The sequence below is a fragment of the Candidatus Bathyarchaeia archaeon genome, assembly GCA_035283685.1.
In the GTDB taxonomy this organism is placed as follows: domain Archaea; phylum Thermoproteota; class Bathyarchaeia; order Bathyarchaeales; family Bathyarchaeaceae; genus DATETJ01.
The window spans coordinates 172,343-186,723 of record DATETJ010000002.1 but is presented as its reverse complement, the minus strand read 5'-3'; the positions used below and the strand labels follow the sequence as shown (position 1 = coordinate 186,723).

The 14,381-nt window shown below is 47.8% G+C and carries 17 protein-coding genes; 9 read left to right on the top strand and 8 right to left on the bottom strand.

The genetic code is table 11. The features are described from left to right. Positions 1–246: 246 nt before the first annotated feature. From VJ249_01040 to VJ249_01030, 3 genes are all read left to right on the top strand, one after another. Positions 247–558, top strand: a complete 312-nt coding sequence (locus VJ249_01040; GenBank protein HKZ93151.1) for a hypothetical protein — start codon at positions 247–249, stop codon at positions 556–558. After that, positions 540–740, top strand: a complete 201-nt coding sequence (locus VJ249_01035; protein HKZ93150.1) for a DUF2283 domain-containing protein — start codon at positions 540–542, stop codon at positions 738–740. The genes VJ249_01040 and VJ249_01035 overlap by 19 nt, the downstream gene beginning before the upstream one ends. 180 nt (positions 741–920) lie before the next feature. Then, the gene (locus tag VJ249_01030; GenBank protein ID HKZ93149.1) at positions 921–1,445 is read left to right on the top strand and encodes a hypothetical protein; all 525 of its coding nucleotides are present in this window, start codon (positions 921–923) and stop codon (positions 1,443–1,445) included. 63 nt (positions 1,446–1,508) lie between these two features. Here VJ249_01030 and VJ249_01025 read toward each other — a convergent pair whose 3' ends face one another. From VJ249_01025 to VJ249_01000, 6 genes are all read right to left on the bottom strand, one after another. Then, positions 1,509–2,282 (bottom strand): transglutaminase domain-containing protein, encoded by a 774-nt coding sequence (locus tag VJ249_01025; GenBank protein HKZ93148.1) that lies wholly within the window; start codon positions 2,280–2,282, stop codon positions 1,509–1,511. A gap of 301 nt (positions 2,283–2,583) precedes the next feature. Next, a complete protein-coding gene (locus VJ249_01020) occupies positions 2,584–4,092 on the bottom strand; it encodes a hypothetical protein (protein ID HKZ93147.1) in 1,509 nt (502 codons plus the stop codon). A 14-nt stretch (positions 4,093–4,106) separates the two neighbouring features. Next, positions 4,107–5,084 (bottom strand): hypothetical protein, encoded by a 978-nt coding sequence (locus VJ249_01015; protein ID HKZ93146.1) that lies wholly within the window; start codon positions 5,082–5,084, stop codon positions 4,107–4,109. Positions 5,085–5,117: 33 nt separating this feature from the next. Beyond that, a complete protein-coding gene (locus VJ249_01010) occupies positions 5,118–6,122 on the bottom strand; it encodes an SPFH domain-containing protein (GenBank protein HKZ93145.1) in 1,005 nt (334 codons plus the stop codon). 2 nt (positions 6,123–6,124) lie between these two features. Next, the gene (locus tag VJ249_01005; GenBank protein ID HKZ93144.1) at positions 6,125–6,643 is read right to left on the bottom strand and encodes a hypothetical protein; all 519 of its coding nucleotides are present in this window, start codon (positions 6,641–6,643) and stop codon (positions 6,125–6,127) included. Positions 6,644–6,828: 185 nt separating this feature from the next. Continuing rightward, on the bottom strand, positions 6,829–6,996 hold the full coding sequence (locus tag VJ249_01000; GenBank protein ID HKZ93143.1) for a hypothetical protein: 168 nt from the start codon (positions 6,994–6,996) through the stop codon (positions 6,829–6,831). Between the two features lie 141 nt (positions 6,997–7,137). On the opposite strand from VJ249_01000, the gene VJ249_00995 reads away from it, so the two are divergent. Genes VJ249_00995 through VJ249_00975 form a run of 5 tightly spaced genes read left to right on the top strand, consistent with a single transcriptional unit; the run spans position 7,138 to position 11,054 of the window. Further along, on the top strand, positions 7,138–7,518 hold the full coding sequence (locus tag VJ249_00995) for a hypothetical protein (GenBank protein HKZ93142.1): 381 nt from the start codon (positions 7,138–7,140) through the stop codon (positions 7,516–7,518). After that, complete coding sequence (locus tag VJ249_00990) at positions 7,502–7,759, top strand: hypothetical protein (protein ID HKZ93141.1); 258 nt, start codon at positions 7,502–7,504, stop codon at positions 7,757–7,759. The genes VJ249_00995 and VJ249_00990 overlap by 17 nt, the downstream gene beginning before the upstream one ends. After that, positions 7,743–8,243, top strand: a complete 501-nt coding sequence (locus tag VJ249_00985; GenBank protein HKZ93140.1) for a hypothetical protein — start codon at positions 7,743–7,745, stop codon at positions 8,241–8,243. The genes VJ249_00990 and VJ249_00985 overlap by 17 nt, the downstream gene beginning before the upstream one ends. Beyond that, positions 8,164–9,603: a terminase family protein gene (locus VJ249_00980; protein ID HKZ93139.1), complete on the top strand. Its 1,440-nt coding sequence runs from the start codon at positions 8,164–8,166 to the stop codon at positions 9,601–9,603. Before VJ249_00985 ends, VJ249_00980 begins: the two co-directional genes overlap by 80 nt. Beyond that, a complete protein-coding gene (locus VJ249_00975) occupies positions 9,600–11,054 on the top strand; it encodes an ATP-binding cassette domain-containing protein (protein ID HKZ93138.1) in 1,455 nt (484 codons plus the stop codon). The genes VJ249_00980 and VJ249_00975 overlap by 4 nt, the downstream gene beginning before the upstream one ends. 47 nt (positions 11,055–11,101) lie before the next feature. Here VJ249_00975 and VJ249_00970 read toward each other — a convergent pair whose 3' ends face one another. Beyond that, complete coding sequence (locus VJ249_00970) at positions 11,102–11,497, bottom strand: carboxymuconolactone decarboxylase family protein (GenBank protein HKZ93137.1); 396 nt, start codon at positions 11,495–11,497, stop codon at positions 11,102–11,104. Positions 11,498–11,655: 158 nt separating this feature from the next. Between VJ249_00970 and deoC the strand changes: the two genes are divergently transcribed. After that, on the top strand, positions 11,656–12,330 hold the full coding sequence (gene deoC, locus VJ249_00965; GenBank protein HKZ93136.1) for a deoxyribose-phosphate aldolase: 675 nt from the start codon (positions 11,656–11,658) through the stop codon (positions 12,328–12,330). Positions 12,331–12,350: 20 nt separating this feature from the next. Here the strand turns inward: deoC and VJ249_00960 are convergent, their stop codons facing one another. Further along, on the bottom strand, positions 12,351–14,300 hold the full coding sequence (locus VJ249_00960; protein ID HKZ93135.1) for an arginine--tRNA ligase: 1,950 nt from the start codon (positions 14,298–14,300) through the stop codon (positions 12,351–12,353). Positions 14,301–14,381 lie beyond the last annotated feature (81 nt).

The window sequence follows — 14,381 nt, the reverse complement described above, 5'->3', positions numbered from 1 at the left end:
ATTCTGTTGCTTAGCATTTCCGCAGGTTTCGTTGTGTCTTTGTTCTTCGATTTCCATTGTTTGCTGCTTTGGTAGCAGTGGACGAAAGATGACGTGGGGATCCGTTGTTTTTGTAGGCGTGGTCTCGGCAGGCGTAGTCGTATTTGTGTGAGCCATGAGTTTTCTATATGCATGCCTAGTTTGAATGTAGATGCCAGGAGTTCAAGCGAGGTGTCTTTTTTTGTTTTCCAAAAAGGTTTTTTACTGTTGAAGTTGCACTGGTTGGATATGAAAGTTAGGCTTTCTACTAAGGTTCTTGATCATATTGTTGCGAGGCATCCGGAGGTTAGGGCTTATGCACGTGAAATCGTTGAGGCTGTTCGAGGTCCTGATTTGGTTGTTAAGGGGTTGAAAGGCGAGCTTAAGGCTTTAAGATTTTATTCAGCACTGAGCATTGGGTCGAAGTATCTTGTTGTTGTTTACCGTGAGTTTGATGATGAAAAGGTTATTATTACCGCCTACTTCACTTCTAACGTAGCTAGGGTTAAGGGCGAAGTGGTTTGGAGAAAGTTGCGATAAGCTTGGAGAAGGTTGATTTTGATTATGATGAGGAAGCGGATGTGCTCTATATTAGTTTTGGGAAGCCGAGGGAAGCCAAGGACAGCGTTGAGGTTGAGGATGGAGTAGTGTATAGGCTGGCGGACAACGAGGTTGTGGGCATAACTATAACGGATTTCAAGGCTAGAACACAGAAGAAGTGATTTTGGGCTGGATAGAGTTCGTGCTCAATAGGCTTTGCCTTAGAGATAATTAAGTAATGCATTCTATGTTATTCTGTTGCCTGTCATTTTCATGACTTGTGCAGCGGACTCTGCGGTCTGTGTTTTGCAGACTGTTTTTATATGAGCTTTAATATGCGTGAGGGAAGAAGGCGATGTAGAATGACAATTACCGTAGATGATGCGGGTAGCGGAGACTTGCTTTTTGGTGTGGTCATTGGTGCGTTCCGTGATGAGACGCGGGAATTCCATTATGGAGTGATTGATGTGAAGTTTTTCCAGTCGGGTCGGTTCTACCGAAAAGAGTATTTGAAGCAATCTTTGAGAATTGTGTCCGAGCTGCTTAGTAGGCTGAGGCTTGGGTCAGAAGAGGAAATTCACGTCTGTAAAGGCTACATTTTCGATGATACTGTTGACGGTTTGAGGAGAGCTTACGGTGACGACCGAGTTCGCAGGGTTAAAGTGAGTGGTGAAGCACAGCGTCTTACGGAGATGGCTTATCTTGATGAATTGAGGAATTTGGGTTACGAACCCGTCAAAGAACGAGAGGATAAGAGGGCGAAGAGCTTCTTTCATATGATGCGGTGGCTGAAGGAAGATCCGGATAGGTTGAGATTCGCTAAGACTGGTTGGCCACGCCTGTTAAAATACCGACTCTTAAGATTAGATAGCAGAACAAAACAATAATGCCCAGTTCAATGGTTGTGCAGAATTTGAAGTGTCCTGCTGCGGATCATACTTAAGGGCTAGTCACCCTGTCCAATGAAACTGGGTGTCATTAAAATAGCCGATCGATGCGTATCCTGGTAAGCTGAGGAAGTCTCCTATTAGCGTGTTCCATCCGTCTGCTTGGGGTTCGATGTTATACCATCCTAACACTCCTAAGTTGATCTTGACCCAAGCATGGTAGCTGCCATCCTGTTCACCCAGAACGACGTATACGTCGTTTTCAGACCAGCCATTGGCACGTAGCAGAGAGCATAAGAGGATTGAGAAACCCTCGCAGTCGCCGGTTCTGAGTTGAAGAGTTTCGTGTGGTAGTTGCCAGAATTCTGTTTTTCCGTGGGCTTCAGAGTCGTATTTGTAGTCTATGTTGTTGCCAACCCAATCCCTGAGTGCTACCCAGTTTGGAAGCAATAGAAACTTGTTGCTTACAATGTTGTCTTCTGTTGATGATACGTTGACCTCGTTAGGTGTTATGTATAATTTTGAGAGTTCTTGGTCACTGGGCACACTGGGAGAGCGAAGCAAGCTTGCATCGAGCACAATTGATGTTGAGTCACTTGAGCTCGAACACGACGCATCTATAGCTACAGTGTTTGACGAGTCATATTCCATTGACAGGCTGAAAGAACCAGTATATTCTCCCGATGGTCTAAGAACAGAGATCGGCTGTTGCGAAAGGATTTCACCATCAACTCGAACCGTAACCTCTATACTGGAGGCATCGGCGTTTCCTGTGTTTGAGACGGAATATGTGACAATAGCGGAATACTCTGGCAGATCTGTTGTGGAGCTTCTCAACCAAGCTTCTGAAGAGACATAACCATTGACGTTGAAAATAGCGCTGAAACCTTGAAGTTGAGATTGATTTTGCTGATCTTGTCCTTGTGGAGATTGCGGTCTTTGTTCAAGCTGAATCTTGTATAGCATACCGCCAAATACCACTAAGACGACAATCGCGATTAAGATTGAAACTTCCAGCTTTTGTCCTAACATCAAATACAGTCCTAACCAAGTTGTTGTGGTTATGTCATTTATTGTTTATGGAAATATCCTCTAGTGAACAATACATTCTGGATTTGATGCTTTCCTGCGGACTTGTTTAGAGGGCGATTTCAATCAGCTGTTCAAGGTAGGGGGCTAGTTTGATCTGAGAATATCCTAGGCTCGGTGCGTAGACATCACTGCCTTGACGCTCCGTAGGAGCATACACAAGTCCTAAAGAGTGAGCTGCCCCAAACCGTATCTTTCCTCCTAGACTGCGGCTGACGGCGCTGAGGTAAGCTTCCGCGGTTCTCTCACTGTCTTCCTTTGTTGAGAGGGGCGGAATGACTTTCGTTGATGACGGTAACGATGTTTTTCTCGCTTGGGCTACAATGTTTCCAATGAAACCTGTGCTGAGCGTAGTCTCCTTGCCAGACAACTGATCCATGAGACCAGCAGATCTTCCAAAGACATCTGTCACAGGTTGCGAGGCTAGTGGCATCGTCGCTGCCACTAGGAGCATGTCTTCAACCTCCTTTCCTTTCTTCCACAAAAGTGTTCCTGTGGCGAAGGTGTAATTCAGTGATACAATCCATAATGGAACTAAGAGATTGCCAGAGCCCTGAAGAGTTTGGATCTGGCTAGCACCAATCTTGGCTTCAACTATATTCCTGAGATGGGCGCTCAACTCTTCGTAGATGCTCGTGTTAGCGCCTCTTCTCGTTCTCAGTTGCTCGGCTAAGCTGAAATATTTGTGAAGGTATGGTAAAAGCTCCGACGGAAACCTCCCCGCTTCAAACAACCTGAGACCAGCTTCGACGAGGTTCCCTAGCGTTCTTAGAGAACTGATCTCTTGGGTTGTTGCTGGTATCATTACTGCAGTTGATGTTGATTTCCGCGCTTCTTTAGCAACTTCTTCAAGCAGTTGGATAGCCCCAAGGGCTGATTGCTTCGCCGCGCTTAGGTCTCCCTTAAGGAATTGATCCGTCGCTCGAAATGCTTTGACAACTCCGCACATTCTCTTGTATTCGACAGTTCTTTGGGGATGTTTCTCCAGAGAAGTCGCAATCTGGTCGAAGTTGTTGATCAGGAAACTGAGATCACTTTTGCTTTGTGTCAGTTCGAAAGCATTGGCGGTATGAGCATAAACCTCGTAAGCGATCACGACATCATCCATGAAGTTCTTATCCTCGTCCACGACGGCCATTTGTTCAAGACTTTGCACTTTGGCTAGGTTCTCAAAACACGCTCTTGGATTCTCGGGTCTAACCGAAGCCGGCTGGAAAAAGGGCAGAATGAATAGGGGATGTATCAGGTGGGTCGACAGTCTTGATTTAACCGACGCATATTCGCCAAGAATTTTCGGTTTGATGTTGAATACGAAGATGTTATGCCTGGCCATAGGATCGACAATCTGGGAGACAGCCGCTGCTGGTGGAACAATCGATTTGACCCAGTTGTAAACCTCACTTCTGAGTTTATCCAGATATTCCCTTGAATCGATCAGCTTCTGGGTATATCCACAGAATTCGCAGTTGATGTACTCAGACTGTGACGGTGGCTCCGAGAGTGGCGCACCGCATTTGACGCATCTCAGCGCTTTCAATTCGTATGGATTGACGCTCACTTTTCTGCCTCAGGTTAACCATGTCGATGCGCCAAATCTTCAACACGGGACAGCCGTTTTTCAAGTGTGAGCATATTTTCCCACAGTTTTTTCTCGACAGCTCTCAGTTCGGCCATTGCCATTTGATAGTATTTTCTTGCAACTAAATCAGCCATCTTATGAATTGCCTCATAACATGCCAAACAAGCAGCTATACCTAGCTCATTGACAGAGGGCGGTGACTCAGAACCGTATTTCTCTCTCAGATATGGGGTCAGTATTGTTTCCATGTAGACGTATTGAACCTCTTCCCCCTGAACGTCCCTGCCGCAGAACCAGCACTTTGCAACGCTGCCTAACTTCCTGTTTCTATCATCAAGATAGCCCCTATATTCCTCGAGCATGGCCTGACCGAAGTTGCCCATCGCTTCAGCATAGTATTCGACCGCCTTGCTTGGATCGCGCTCTTCTTCGGCTGAGCCCTTCAAGAGTTTTGACAAACCCAAGGACTTGAATGCTAACCTATCGGAAGAGCTATCTATTCCGAAAAGACTGCCGAGGACAAGCTTCTCACGTCCAAGTCCTAAGTACGATTGAGCCAGTGCTTCAAATTTGTCTGCAGTTTCGTCGGGGAAGCCTTCAAGGTTTTGCAGACTAACTTGGGGTAGGCGAGCCTCTACCGCTAGGAGCGCGGCTTCCTGTGCAACATCGCCTGCTCTGACTTTGTTGGGAATATCTAGAGAAGTCTCAGGGTCGAGTTTAGCCATCGCATCATGACATATTGAGAGATCATCGCCTGTCCTACTACCGACTGCCTTGTAAAGGGCTGCCAAGGCGCGAGCAATCAGTGCTTGCTTGGTAGATTGCCGTCCAGCCACCTCCTCCTCTAAATTCGCGGCTGATAGGAAATGGTTCGCAGCATCGCTCCACTTTCCCTGGTTACGTAGACTAACAGCCTTGTCCCACTCTTCCCTCAGTCTCTCTTCGGGCTTCTTCCATATTTTCCAGCTCACAGGTCTCAGCTCCTATGATCAATCTTCTAGAATCTAGCTACCGCCCTTCTTCATCTGCTCTAGTACTTCCTTCTTGGACTTCTCGTAGTCTTCAGCCGTAATCAGCCCTTCGTCCAACATCTGCTTGAGCTCTCGCAACTTATCAACAGGAGATTTCGTCGGCTGGGTTTGTGGTGAAGCTGGGTATTGAGGCGGAGGTTGTGCCGCAGGTGCGGGGTATCCCAACATCGAAGGCACTGCAAAAAGTGCGCCAACGAGCCCGGCTCCAGAAGACTTGCCAAGAGCCCTCATAGATTCTACGACCTTAGTAATCTCCAGAACTTTATCCTCATCTCCCTTCTGTATTGCTATCAGCAACGGAAGCCCATAAGTTGGGTCTTCTTTCTCGATTTTTTCAAGTAAGGGAAGAGAGACCCCACCAATCTTCAGATCAAGAAGCTCAAGTCCCCTCTGCTTGAACGCTTCATAGACCGCACTTGTTTTGATTTTGGATGTGACTTCTTCAAGATGTGTGTACACGTCAATTGCTGTGTATCTAGCCATTTCCTGTATGAACAATTCCGTGAAAAAGGATTTAAAGAAGCTTGAGAGGTCAGAAGTTGAGAATGATTGAGCTGCTCCAGCGGCTTGAGTCAGGAAGAGCGTAGCATCCTGGATTCTCAGCCAGAACTCACCGAACGTCGTCAACTCAGTCGTGTAGAAAGTTCTCGGGCCAAGTTTGACTCGCGTGCTAGTGCCGAATCTGCCTCTATGCTGCTTAAGAGACACGAACACAATTGTTGCCTTAAATGGTGTCTCACCGTAACCGCCTACAAGTCTGAAAACTCTTGTCAATACTGGTATGTTCTGAGTGGTAATAGTATGTCTTCCCGGCTGAAAAACGTCATATAGCTTGCCATCTCTCATGAAAATCGCAGTTTCGTATTCATGTACTACTACGACGCTACCCCATCGGATGTCTTCGTAAGGGTATACCCACAGAATATCGTCGAAACCCGCCCCTACCCATTCTATCACGTTTGTTTTTCTTGAAGCCATAGTCACTCACCCGCTAAGCCTTGCAGAACTCCTCCTCTCTTGCTGAAAGTAGTTTCTAGCACGTTCAAGACATCTTGAATACTCCTGAGGTTCTCTAACGTAAGCTTCCCGGCTGACATATCCTTCTCTACAGTCTTCACACTTTCTCTCAGCCTGTCTATATCTTTAGCTAGACTCGCATCGAATTCCATCAATTCCAGTAGCGTCTCTTCATCCACTTTCACAACATTCATCAAGGGTGAATAGCCATGGGTAGCGTGTAGAATCTTCTCAGCGAAAGCATCGCTCCGCATTGAAAGCTTCTCAAGCGATCTAACCTCATTAGACAAGCCGAGAGCATTCAATGCCTCTCTGAAGAGGGCCCTAATCGCTTCAGAAGTTTCCTTCATGTTTCTGTACACAATGTTTCTGACAAGCTTGTCCGTCTCTCGTAGCACTTCTTTTTCCTTGTATCCTCCATAGCCTGGAAACTCGGATAATATCTTATCCGTCAAAGTGCGTCGTTTGTTGACCTTGCTCAAAATATCCGAAGTTCTTATAGGACTGTGATTCTTGTTGGTAGGCATACATTTTTTGGTGTTCTTCTGTAATTTAAATCTTAGCATTGGTCAATGCATGCATATTTGACTTAACAAAACCTGCTCTCCTGACTCAAAGCTCTTTATTGCACCGTTCTGAAATTAAGCTTTAAGACTTTTCTGGGTTGCTACTGCGTTTTCTTGGTTTCAGCGCTCTTCTTCATAGCTTCCCAATATTCTTTTTCTGCCTTAAGCACAGCGATTCTGGCCTTGCATTCCGGGCAGATTATCTCATCGCCTTCTCTGAACTCGCCTCGAAAGAGCCGATTACAATTATAGCAAGTCCACTGACTCATGACCACACCTTTCACCCATTTGGTAGAAGATAAATATAAATGTGCAAAGCACGCGCTCGCTGTTTCAGGATTTGTAAATTGGTAAATTTCGCTCTTCCTTAAATGCAGCGCTTCTTGCTGGTTTCTTCTTGATGATTGTGTATGAATTGGCAGATTCAGAATCAGATTAAGAGTCTCAACTTAGGCGATCTGGTCCGCGTTGATTGGTACGATGCATCCGTCGGCAAGAGTTCCTTCTCTAAGGGCTCTATTGACATTCCCAGCCGAAGCTGGGGCGTCTACCTAGGCGTTCTAGGCGAGAAAAACAGACACATAATCCTAGCGCAGAACAGTTTCAAGTATACTGACGGCTTGTACGACATCGACTACACCGCTGTTCCATTAACTTGGCCCATCACCGTACGCGTGTTGACACCAAGCGAAGTCACACTTCAAGAAGCAGAAACCCTGCTCAACAGCTTCCTAACCGGACACAGAAGAACACTAAAAAGGAGGACATGCAACCATGCGAGGCTTCATTAAACGAGCACTAACCAAAACAATCCAAATCCGCACAGCACACGGCGACACACAACAACTCGAACTAGCACCAGACAAGAAACTACTCTACGGCATGTACTTCGCCGTATTAGCCCTAGTCATGTTGACAGCGTTAGAAACCACGTACATGATCGTGTTCCAAACATTCAACAACGAAATCTTCGCAGCCATGATGCTAGTCGTAGGAACCATATTAGGCGCATTCTATGGACAAAAGAGCTGAAAAATACATGAAAGGCAAACTATGGACCATAGAAGAAGAACAGAAACTCAGAGAACTCATACAAGCAGGAGACAACGCAAACGTCATCGCAGCCAAACTCGGAAAGACCCAAAACGGCATCTACGAGAAAGCAAAGAGACTCGGCCTGCGCGTTATTATGACTCAGTCTAAGCGGAAATTAATAACATCTGAACTTAAACTGCCCCCAGAACTGCCCAGCATCGAAGAAGCATTGAAAATTCTCGCCGCAGCCCTACAAGCGGCATCCCGACCAGACCTGAACAGAGTAGAAGTACAAAGACTGCAAGCCACAGCCACTCTGGCTAGAACCTACAGGGACCTACTTGCAGACTACATCGACTACAGAGGCATAGAAGCCAAACTCGTCGAACTGGAGGGAAAATATGCGCAGCTCGTACAGGGAACGAAGAACAATGCGCCCACACCAGATAGACCCGTACAGACTCAGCCTACTCCACAATGAGCGCGAAGTCGACGAGTCACAGGCTGCAAAGACGCGGAGACTAATCGAAAACCCACTAGATTTCTTCCGCAACATCCTCCAATTCGAACCCACCAACTACCAACAAGAACTTACCCAGCTTTTCCTAAACCACCAGTTCATAGCCGCACGCTGGAGCCGCCAGTCCGGCAAGAGCTTCATCATCTCAGCCCTGCTACTATGGTACGCATTAACACATCCAGAAACCCACATAGGCATAGTTGGACCCAGCCTAAGACAAGCCAAATACATTATCCACCGCATCACACAACTCACACGCAAACTCCCACCCACCCACGTTCTCAAGGCACTGCGCACGCTGATACGTTTCACAAACGGCTCACAAATCGAAGCCTACCCAAACAGCCCAGAAACCATACGCGGACCATCCCTCAACATAGTCTACTGCGACGAAATGAACTTCCTACCCAACGACACAGAAATGTACGACTCCATACTGTTCACTTTAGGTGCCACAAACGGCAAATTCATAGCCACATCCACACCCTGGAACACAGACAGCCTCTTCTGGAAAATATGCAGCCACAAAGACTACACCGACTACGCCAGGCACCACATAACATGGCAGCAAGCAGTAGAACCACACGGACCACTCAAACAGACCATACTTGAAAAAATCCGCAGACAACTCGCCGAAGACCCATGGCGCTGGAAACGCGAAATGGAAGCCGAATGGGCAGAAGACGAAACTGTATGGCTACCCCAAAGCCTCATCACAAAATGCATCGACGGCAACCTAGAACTCTGGAACTTCGACAGCTCACGCGAAGGCAGATTCTACGCAGGACTCGACTTAGGCAAACACCGCGACCACAGTGTACTCGCAGTAACCGAGGAAACCGAGGGCAAAAACTGCCTGCGCCACTGGAAAGTCTTCCCGCTAGGTACAAAATATGCTACAGTCATCGGCTACGTTAAGAGCCTCACAGACCGCTGGCACTCTCTCGAACGCATACGAGTTGATGTTACAGGCGTGGGCGAATACATAGTCGAGGACATGAAAAACGCAGACATCGAAAACGTCGAACCCGTCACGTTCACAGCCACGCGCAAACAGGAACTCGCCAGCCTACTGAAACAGCGCATGCTCGACGACACCTATAAATTTCCATTCACCGAACTACGGCTCTCACCAACCGTCCAACTCAGCTACGTAGCCGAACTCAACACCGAACGCTTCACACTACGCAAGGACGGCACCATAGGCTTCTCACATCCGCAGGGACAACACGACGACACATTCTGGTCAACATGCCTAGCCGTATCATGCAGCATCAAACTCGCACCCGAACCATACTTCGCGGTGGCACAGCAGAAATGACACGACACCACAGCGAACACTTCCAAATCAACCAGTACCACCGACGCTACGACCGTGAAACAGACCGCTTCATAATCAACATAAGCTACGAAACAGCCGCGCCACAACCCACCCAACGCGTCTTAGCAGTTGCCGAAAGCTTCGGACTAGGCTTAGACCAGAGCCACAGATTCGTCATATACGACAACGTCGAACTCAAAATCAGCCCACACGACATAGTATACATAACAGGCGAATCAGGCAGCGGCAAATCCGCCCTGCTCAAAACCCTTGAAAACGACATCAAAAACGACATGGGCACAACCGCAGCCAACATCAACGACATCCAACCCATCCCAGACAAACCCATAATCGAAACCGTAGGCACCACAACCGAGCAAGCCTTAGAACTCTTAAGCCGAGTAGGCTTAAACGACGCCTTCCTCTTCCTCCGCACATATCAGCAACTCAGCGACGGACAAAAATACCGATACCACACCGCCAAACTCATCGAAACAGGAGCACAATTCTGGATACTCGACGAATTCGCAGCCACACTCGACCGAGACACAGCAAAAATCACAGCCTACAACATCCAAAAACTCGCACGCCAACACAGCAAAGCTGTCATAGCCGCCACAACACACACCGACCTACACACAGACCTGCAACCATCAGTGCACATTCACAAGCGGTTCGGCAGAGAACTCCAAATTAACTACTACCCAAACCAGCCACCACAACAATGCACATTACTGAACGAAATCCACATCGAACCCGGCACACGCCAAGACTACGAAGCACTAGCCGAATTTCATTACCGCAGCCACAACTTGGGCGCAGTACGCCGCATCTTCCGAGCCATGCGAAAAACCGAACTCGCAGGCGTCATCGTGTACACCTATCCAGCCATAGCCACCACAGGACGCCGCCTCACACTACCACACATGCCCATACGCGAACTCAACCAGAAACTCAGCAACATAATGCGCGTCGTAGTACATCCCAAATACCGCACAATAGGACTAGGACAACGACTCGTACGCGAAACCCTCAGCCAAAGCGGCACACCACTCGTCGAAACCACAGCAGTCATGGCACGCTACAACCCATTCTTCGAACACGCCGGCATGACACGGATACGCACAACAACACCAACAAAACAAGCACTCGCAATACGAGACACACTACAGAAACTAGGCTTCAACACAACCCTGCTAAACAGCGAAAACTACGCGCTGACACAAATCAAACACCTAAACCAAACCGAGCTAACCACACTAAAACAAACCTTCACACAGAACTATCATCCACGCCTCGCTAAGGAATTCTTCCACGACGAACCCTACGGCACACACAAACAGTACCAACTGAAACTGCAGTCAGCCAGCCTAGACAAACTCGCCAAACTCATCACAATAACAGCCCTGCTACTGCAAACCAAAGTCTACCTATTCTGGCGAGGAAACTAAGACACAAAGAAAAAAGTGTTAGGCTTTAACGCTTTGCCCCTAGACTTCTACTTCTTCTTCGCAGTTTTCTTCGCGTGTTCACCGATCCGATGAACCTCATCCGCAAACGTCTCAAAACTATACTGCAACGCATGCAGCATCGCACTCCAACGAGCCGTAAAACTAGCCAAGAAAACCACTTCACTGAACTCCTTATCGCTAGCACCGTTCATCGTAGCCACAGCTGTGTGCAGCAACGTACAATAGGGGCACTTCAAATTAGCCGCAACCGCCAAACCAATGAACTCCCTGTACTTCGCAGGAATCTCAGATTCACCCAATTGATACTTCTTCATCAACGCCCAATCTTTGACCAACACGTCTTGCGGAATAGCCTTCATAAACCCAGGCACAAAACCAAAAGCCTTCGCAATATCCTTCAACGCATCCTGATACTCACCCATAACAAATCACTTACACGCATATCGACTCCAACACATTATAAAATTTGTGACTCCCCCACCACAACAACACCCGCAACAAAAACCCACACAAAACACAAAGCTTTAGACACCAAACCAACAACAAATAAGCCCAACACACACGGAGAAACAGAAACAACATGAAACTCACACGACAACAACTCGCCAACATAATCGACAGCACACTAATACGGCACACAGCCACCAAAGACGACATCATAAAATTGTGCTGGGACGCACGAAAACACCACATAGGCACAGTAGTAGTAAACCCATACTACGTAGACCTAGCCCGCTACACACTCGAAGACTCCAACGTCAAAATATGCAGCACAATCGGCTTCCCAATGGGCGCCACACTACCCGAAATCAAAGCTGAGGAAACCCGCCAAGTCGTAAAGCTCGGCGCCCAAGAAATCGACATGGTCATAAACCTAAGCGCCCTCAAATCCAAAGACTACACCACAGTCAAAAACGACATCGAAGCCGTAACCGCCATCAAACACATCAACCCCAACATCACAGTCAAAGCCATAATCGAAACCAACCTACTAACAGACCCAGAAAAACGCACAGCATGCAAAATAGCCAAAGAAACAGGTGCAGACTACGTGAAAACATCCACAGGCCTATTCGGAGGAACCGCAACAGTCAACGACATCAAACTAATGCGACGCACAGTAGGAAAAGAAATGGGCGTAAAAGCAGCCGGAGGCATACGCACCCTCAAGGACACCCTAGCCATGATCAAAGCAGGAGCAAGCCGCATCGGAACCAGCACAGCAACTCAAATCATCGAAGAAATGCCAAAATAACGAGCCAGAGACGCAACCTTTCACATTTTATCAGGCGCTTCAATCCCAAGCAGACCCAGCGCATTTCTAAGAGTCTTACGCGTAGCGTCTACTAACATGAGCCTCGCACTGCCAAGCTCCTTCGGTTCAGCTTTAATCACAGGCAAGGCACTGTAAAACGTGTTAAACTTATCAGCCAGCGCGTTCGCATAATCAGCAATCAAGTGAGGGCGGAGGTTCTTAGCTGAATCAACAAACACGTCTGGAAACTTGGACAACACTAAGACCAAGGCGCGTTCAATCGGCTCCTTCAAAAGCGCGTAATCAGGACTTGGCACTCTGCGTTTAGCCTTACGCAGTATACTTCCAGCCCTTGCATGCGAATATTGGATGTAGGGCGCACTGTTCTTCTCAAAGTCGAGCACACGATCCCACGTGAAAACCACCGGCTTCGAAGGATCAACCTGCACCAACGCATATCTGATGGCGCCTATGCCCACAAGGTTCGAAATGCGCTGCTTCTCATCCTCAGAAAACTCAGGCGAACGTTTCACAACCTCCTCATATGCACGTTTGACTGCTTCATCCATGACTTCATCAAGCGTTACATAACGCCCAGTTCTGCTGGACATTTTAAAGCCGGGTAGACTCACCAAATTGTAGGCAAAGTGGCGCAAGTTCTTCACTCTGTCTACTTGCCTCAATGCGGCAAGAGCGATCTTCAGATGCAGTTGAGCCAACGATTGCTCTATGCCTACAACGTTGATCAACAAGTCAGCCTTTCGAAACTTCCACAGGTTATAAGGAACGTCCCGTGTGGTGTACAAAGTTGTGCCGTCGGCTCTCACCAGCGTCAACGATGGAACCTCGTAGCCTTCGCCTAGACCGAGCAGCGCCCTTAGCCCCAAGTCGTCAACCACCTTATTAGCATCGAATTCCAGCACGTCTCCCACACGAGAAATGTAGGGAGTCTCTCCTAAACGCATCAGAACACGCTTGACATCGCCGTTCCAGACGAAGTCGCTTTCCCAATCCCAAGAATCATAAGTTATGCCCAGTCTGGCAAGCGACTCCTTGAACCCGCCCAAACAGAGCTCGCTTAATCTGCGAATAAGCTGTTTAACTGACTCGTTCTCGCCGCGCTCATACGACAAATTGAGTTCGGCAATTCGCGCCTCTGGATTCTGATCCTTACTGATCTTGTCCAATAGTTTGGCGAACAACTCTGGATGAGCCGACTCCAACTCAGCAGCGGCAACTGTCCAGTCATGCAGTTCGCCCATCAGTTTAGCGACAGATTCAACAGTGTCTTGGCTTTTTGCTTTCTCTATCGCCTTCTTCAGCTTCTGAATTTCAACAATACAGCTTGTAACAGAATAAATTCGACCTATGAAACGATCAGGTTTGCCATCTGGCTCGGGGTGACCTAGCTTCTCGTAGCCGTAAGCTATGACAGCAGCTTGCCGACCCACATCATCTACATAATAGTGCGTATAAACCGTGTGCCCCCAAGCCTTCAAAATGCGAGCCAACGAGTCGCCTAAGACAGGGTTCCTCGCTTGCCCAATGTGAATTGAGTGAATGGGATTGACGCTAGTATGCTCAACAATGACTTTCAATGACTTCTCGGTTTTCGCAAAGCCATATTCCTGATCCAGCGCTAAGATCGACTGTAAAACCAGTTCCGCAAACACTGGAAAGTTCACGTAAAAATTGATGTACCCACCGCCAGCGGCCTTAGTAGCTTGCACAAATCTGGATCCTGACAAGTCCGCAGCATCAGCAACTTGCTGCGCGATTTCCAAAGGTTTCACTCCAACCGACTTGGAAAGCTCAAAACAAGCAGAGGACGATAACTCGCCGAACTCAGGGCTAGGCGGTGACTCTAACGCAAGCGAAACCGCGAACTCCGGACACACCTTCTTAAACGTGTCTCTCAGGACAGATTCGCAGCTGCTGCGAAACTCTGCAAACGGGTTGACAGCAGTCATAAGACATTCACATTCGTGCGAAATAGCGTCCCATACGAACCATTGAAGTACCACTCAGAGATTGCAGACATTATATATAAC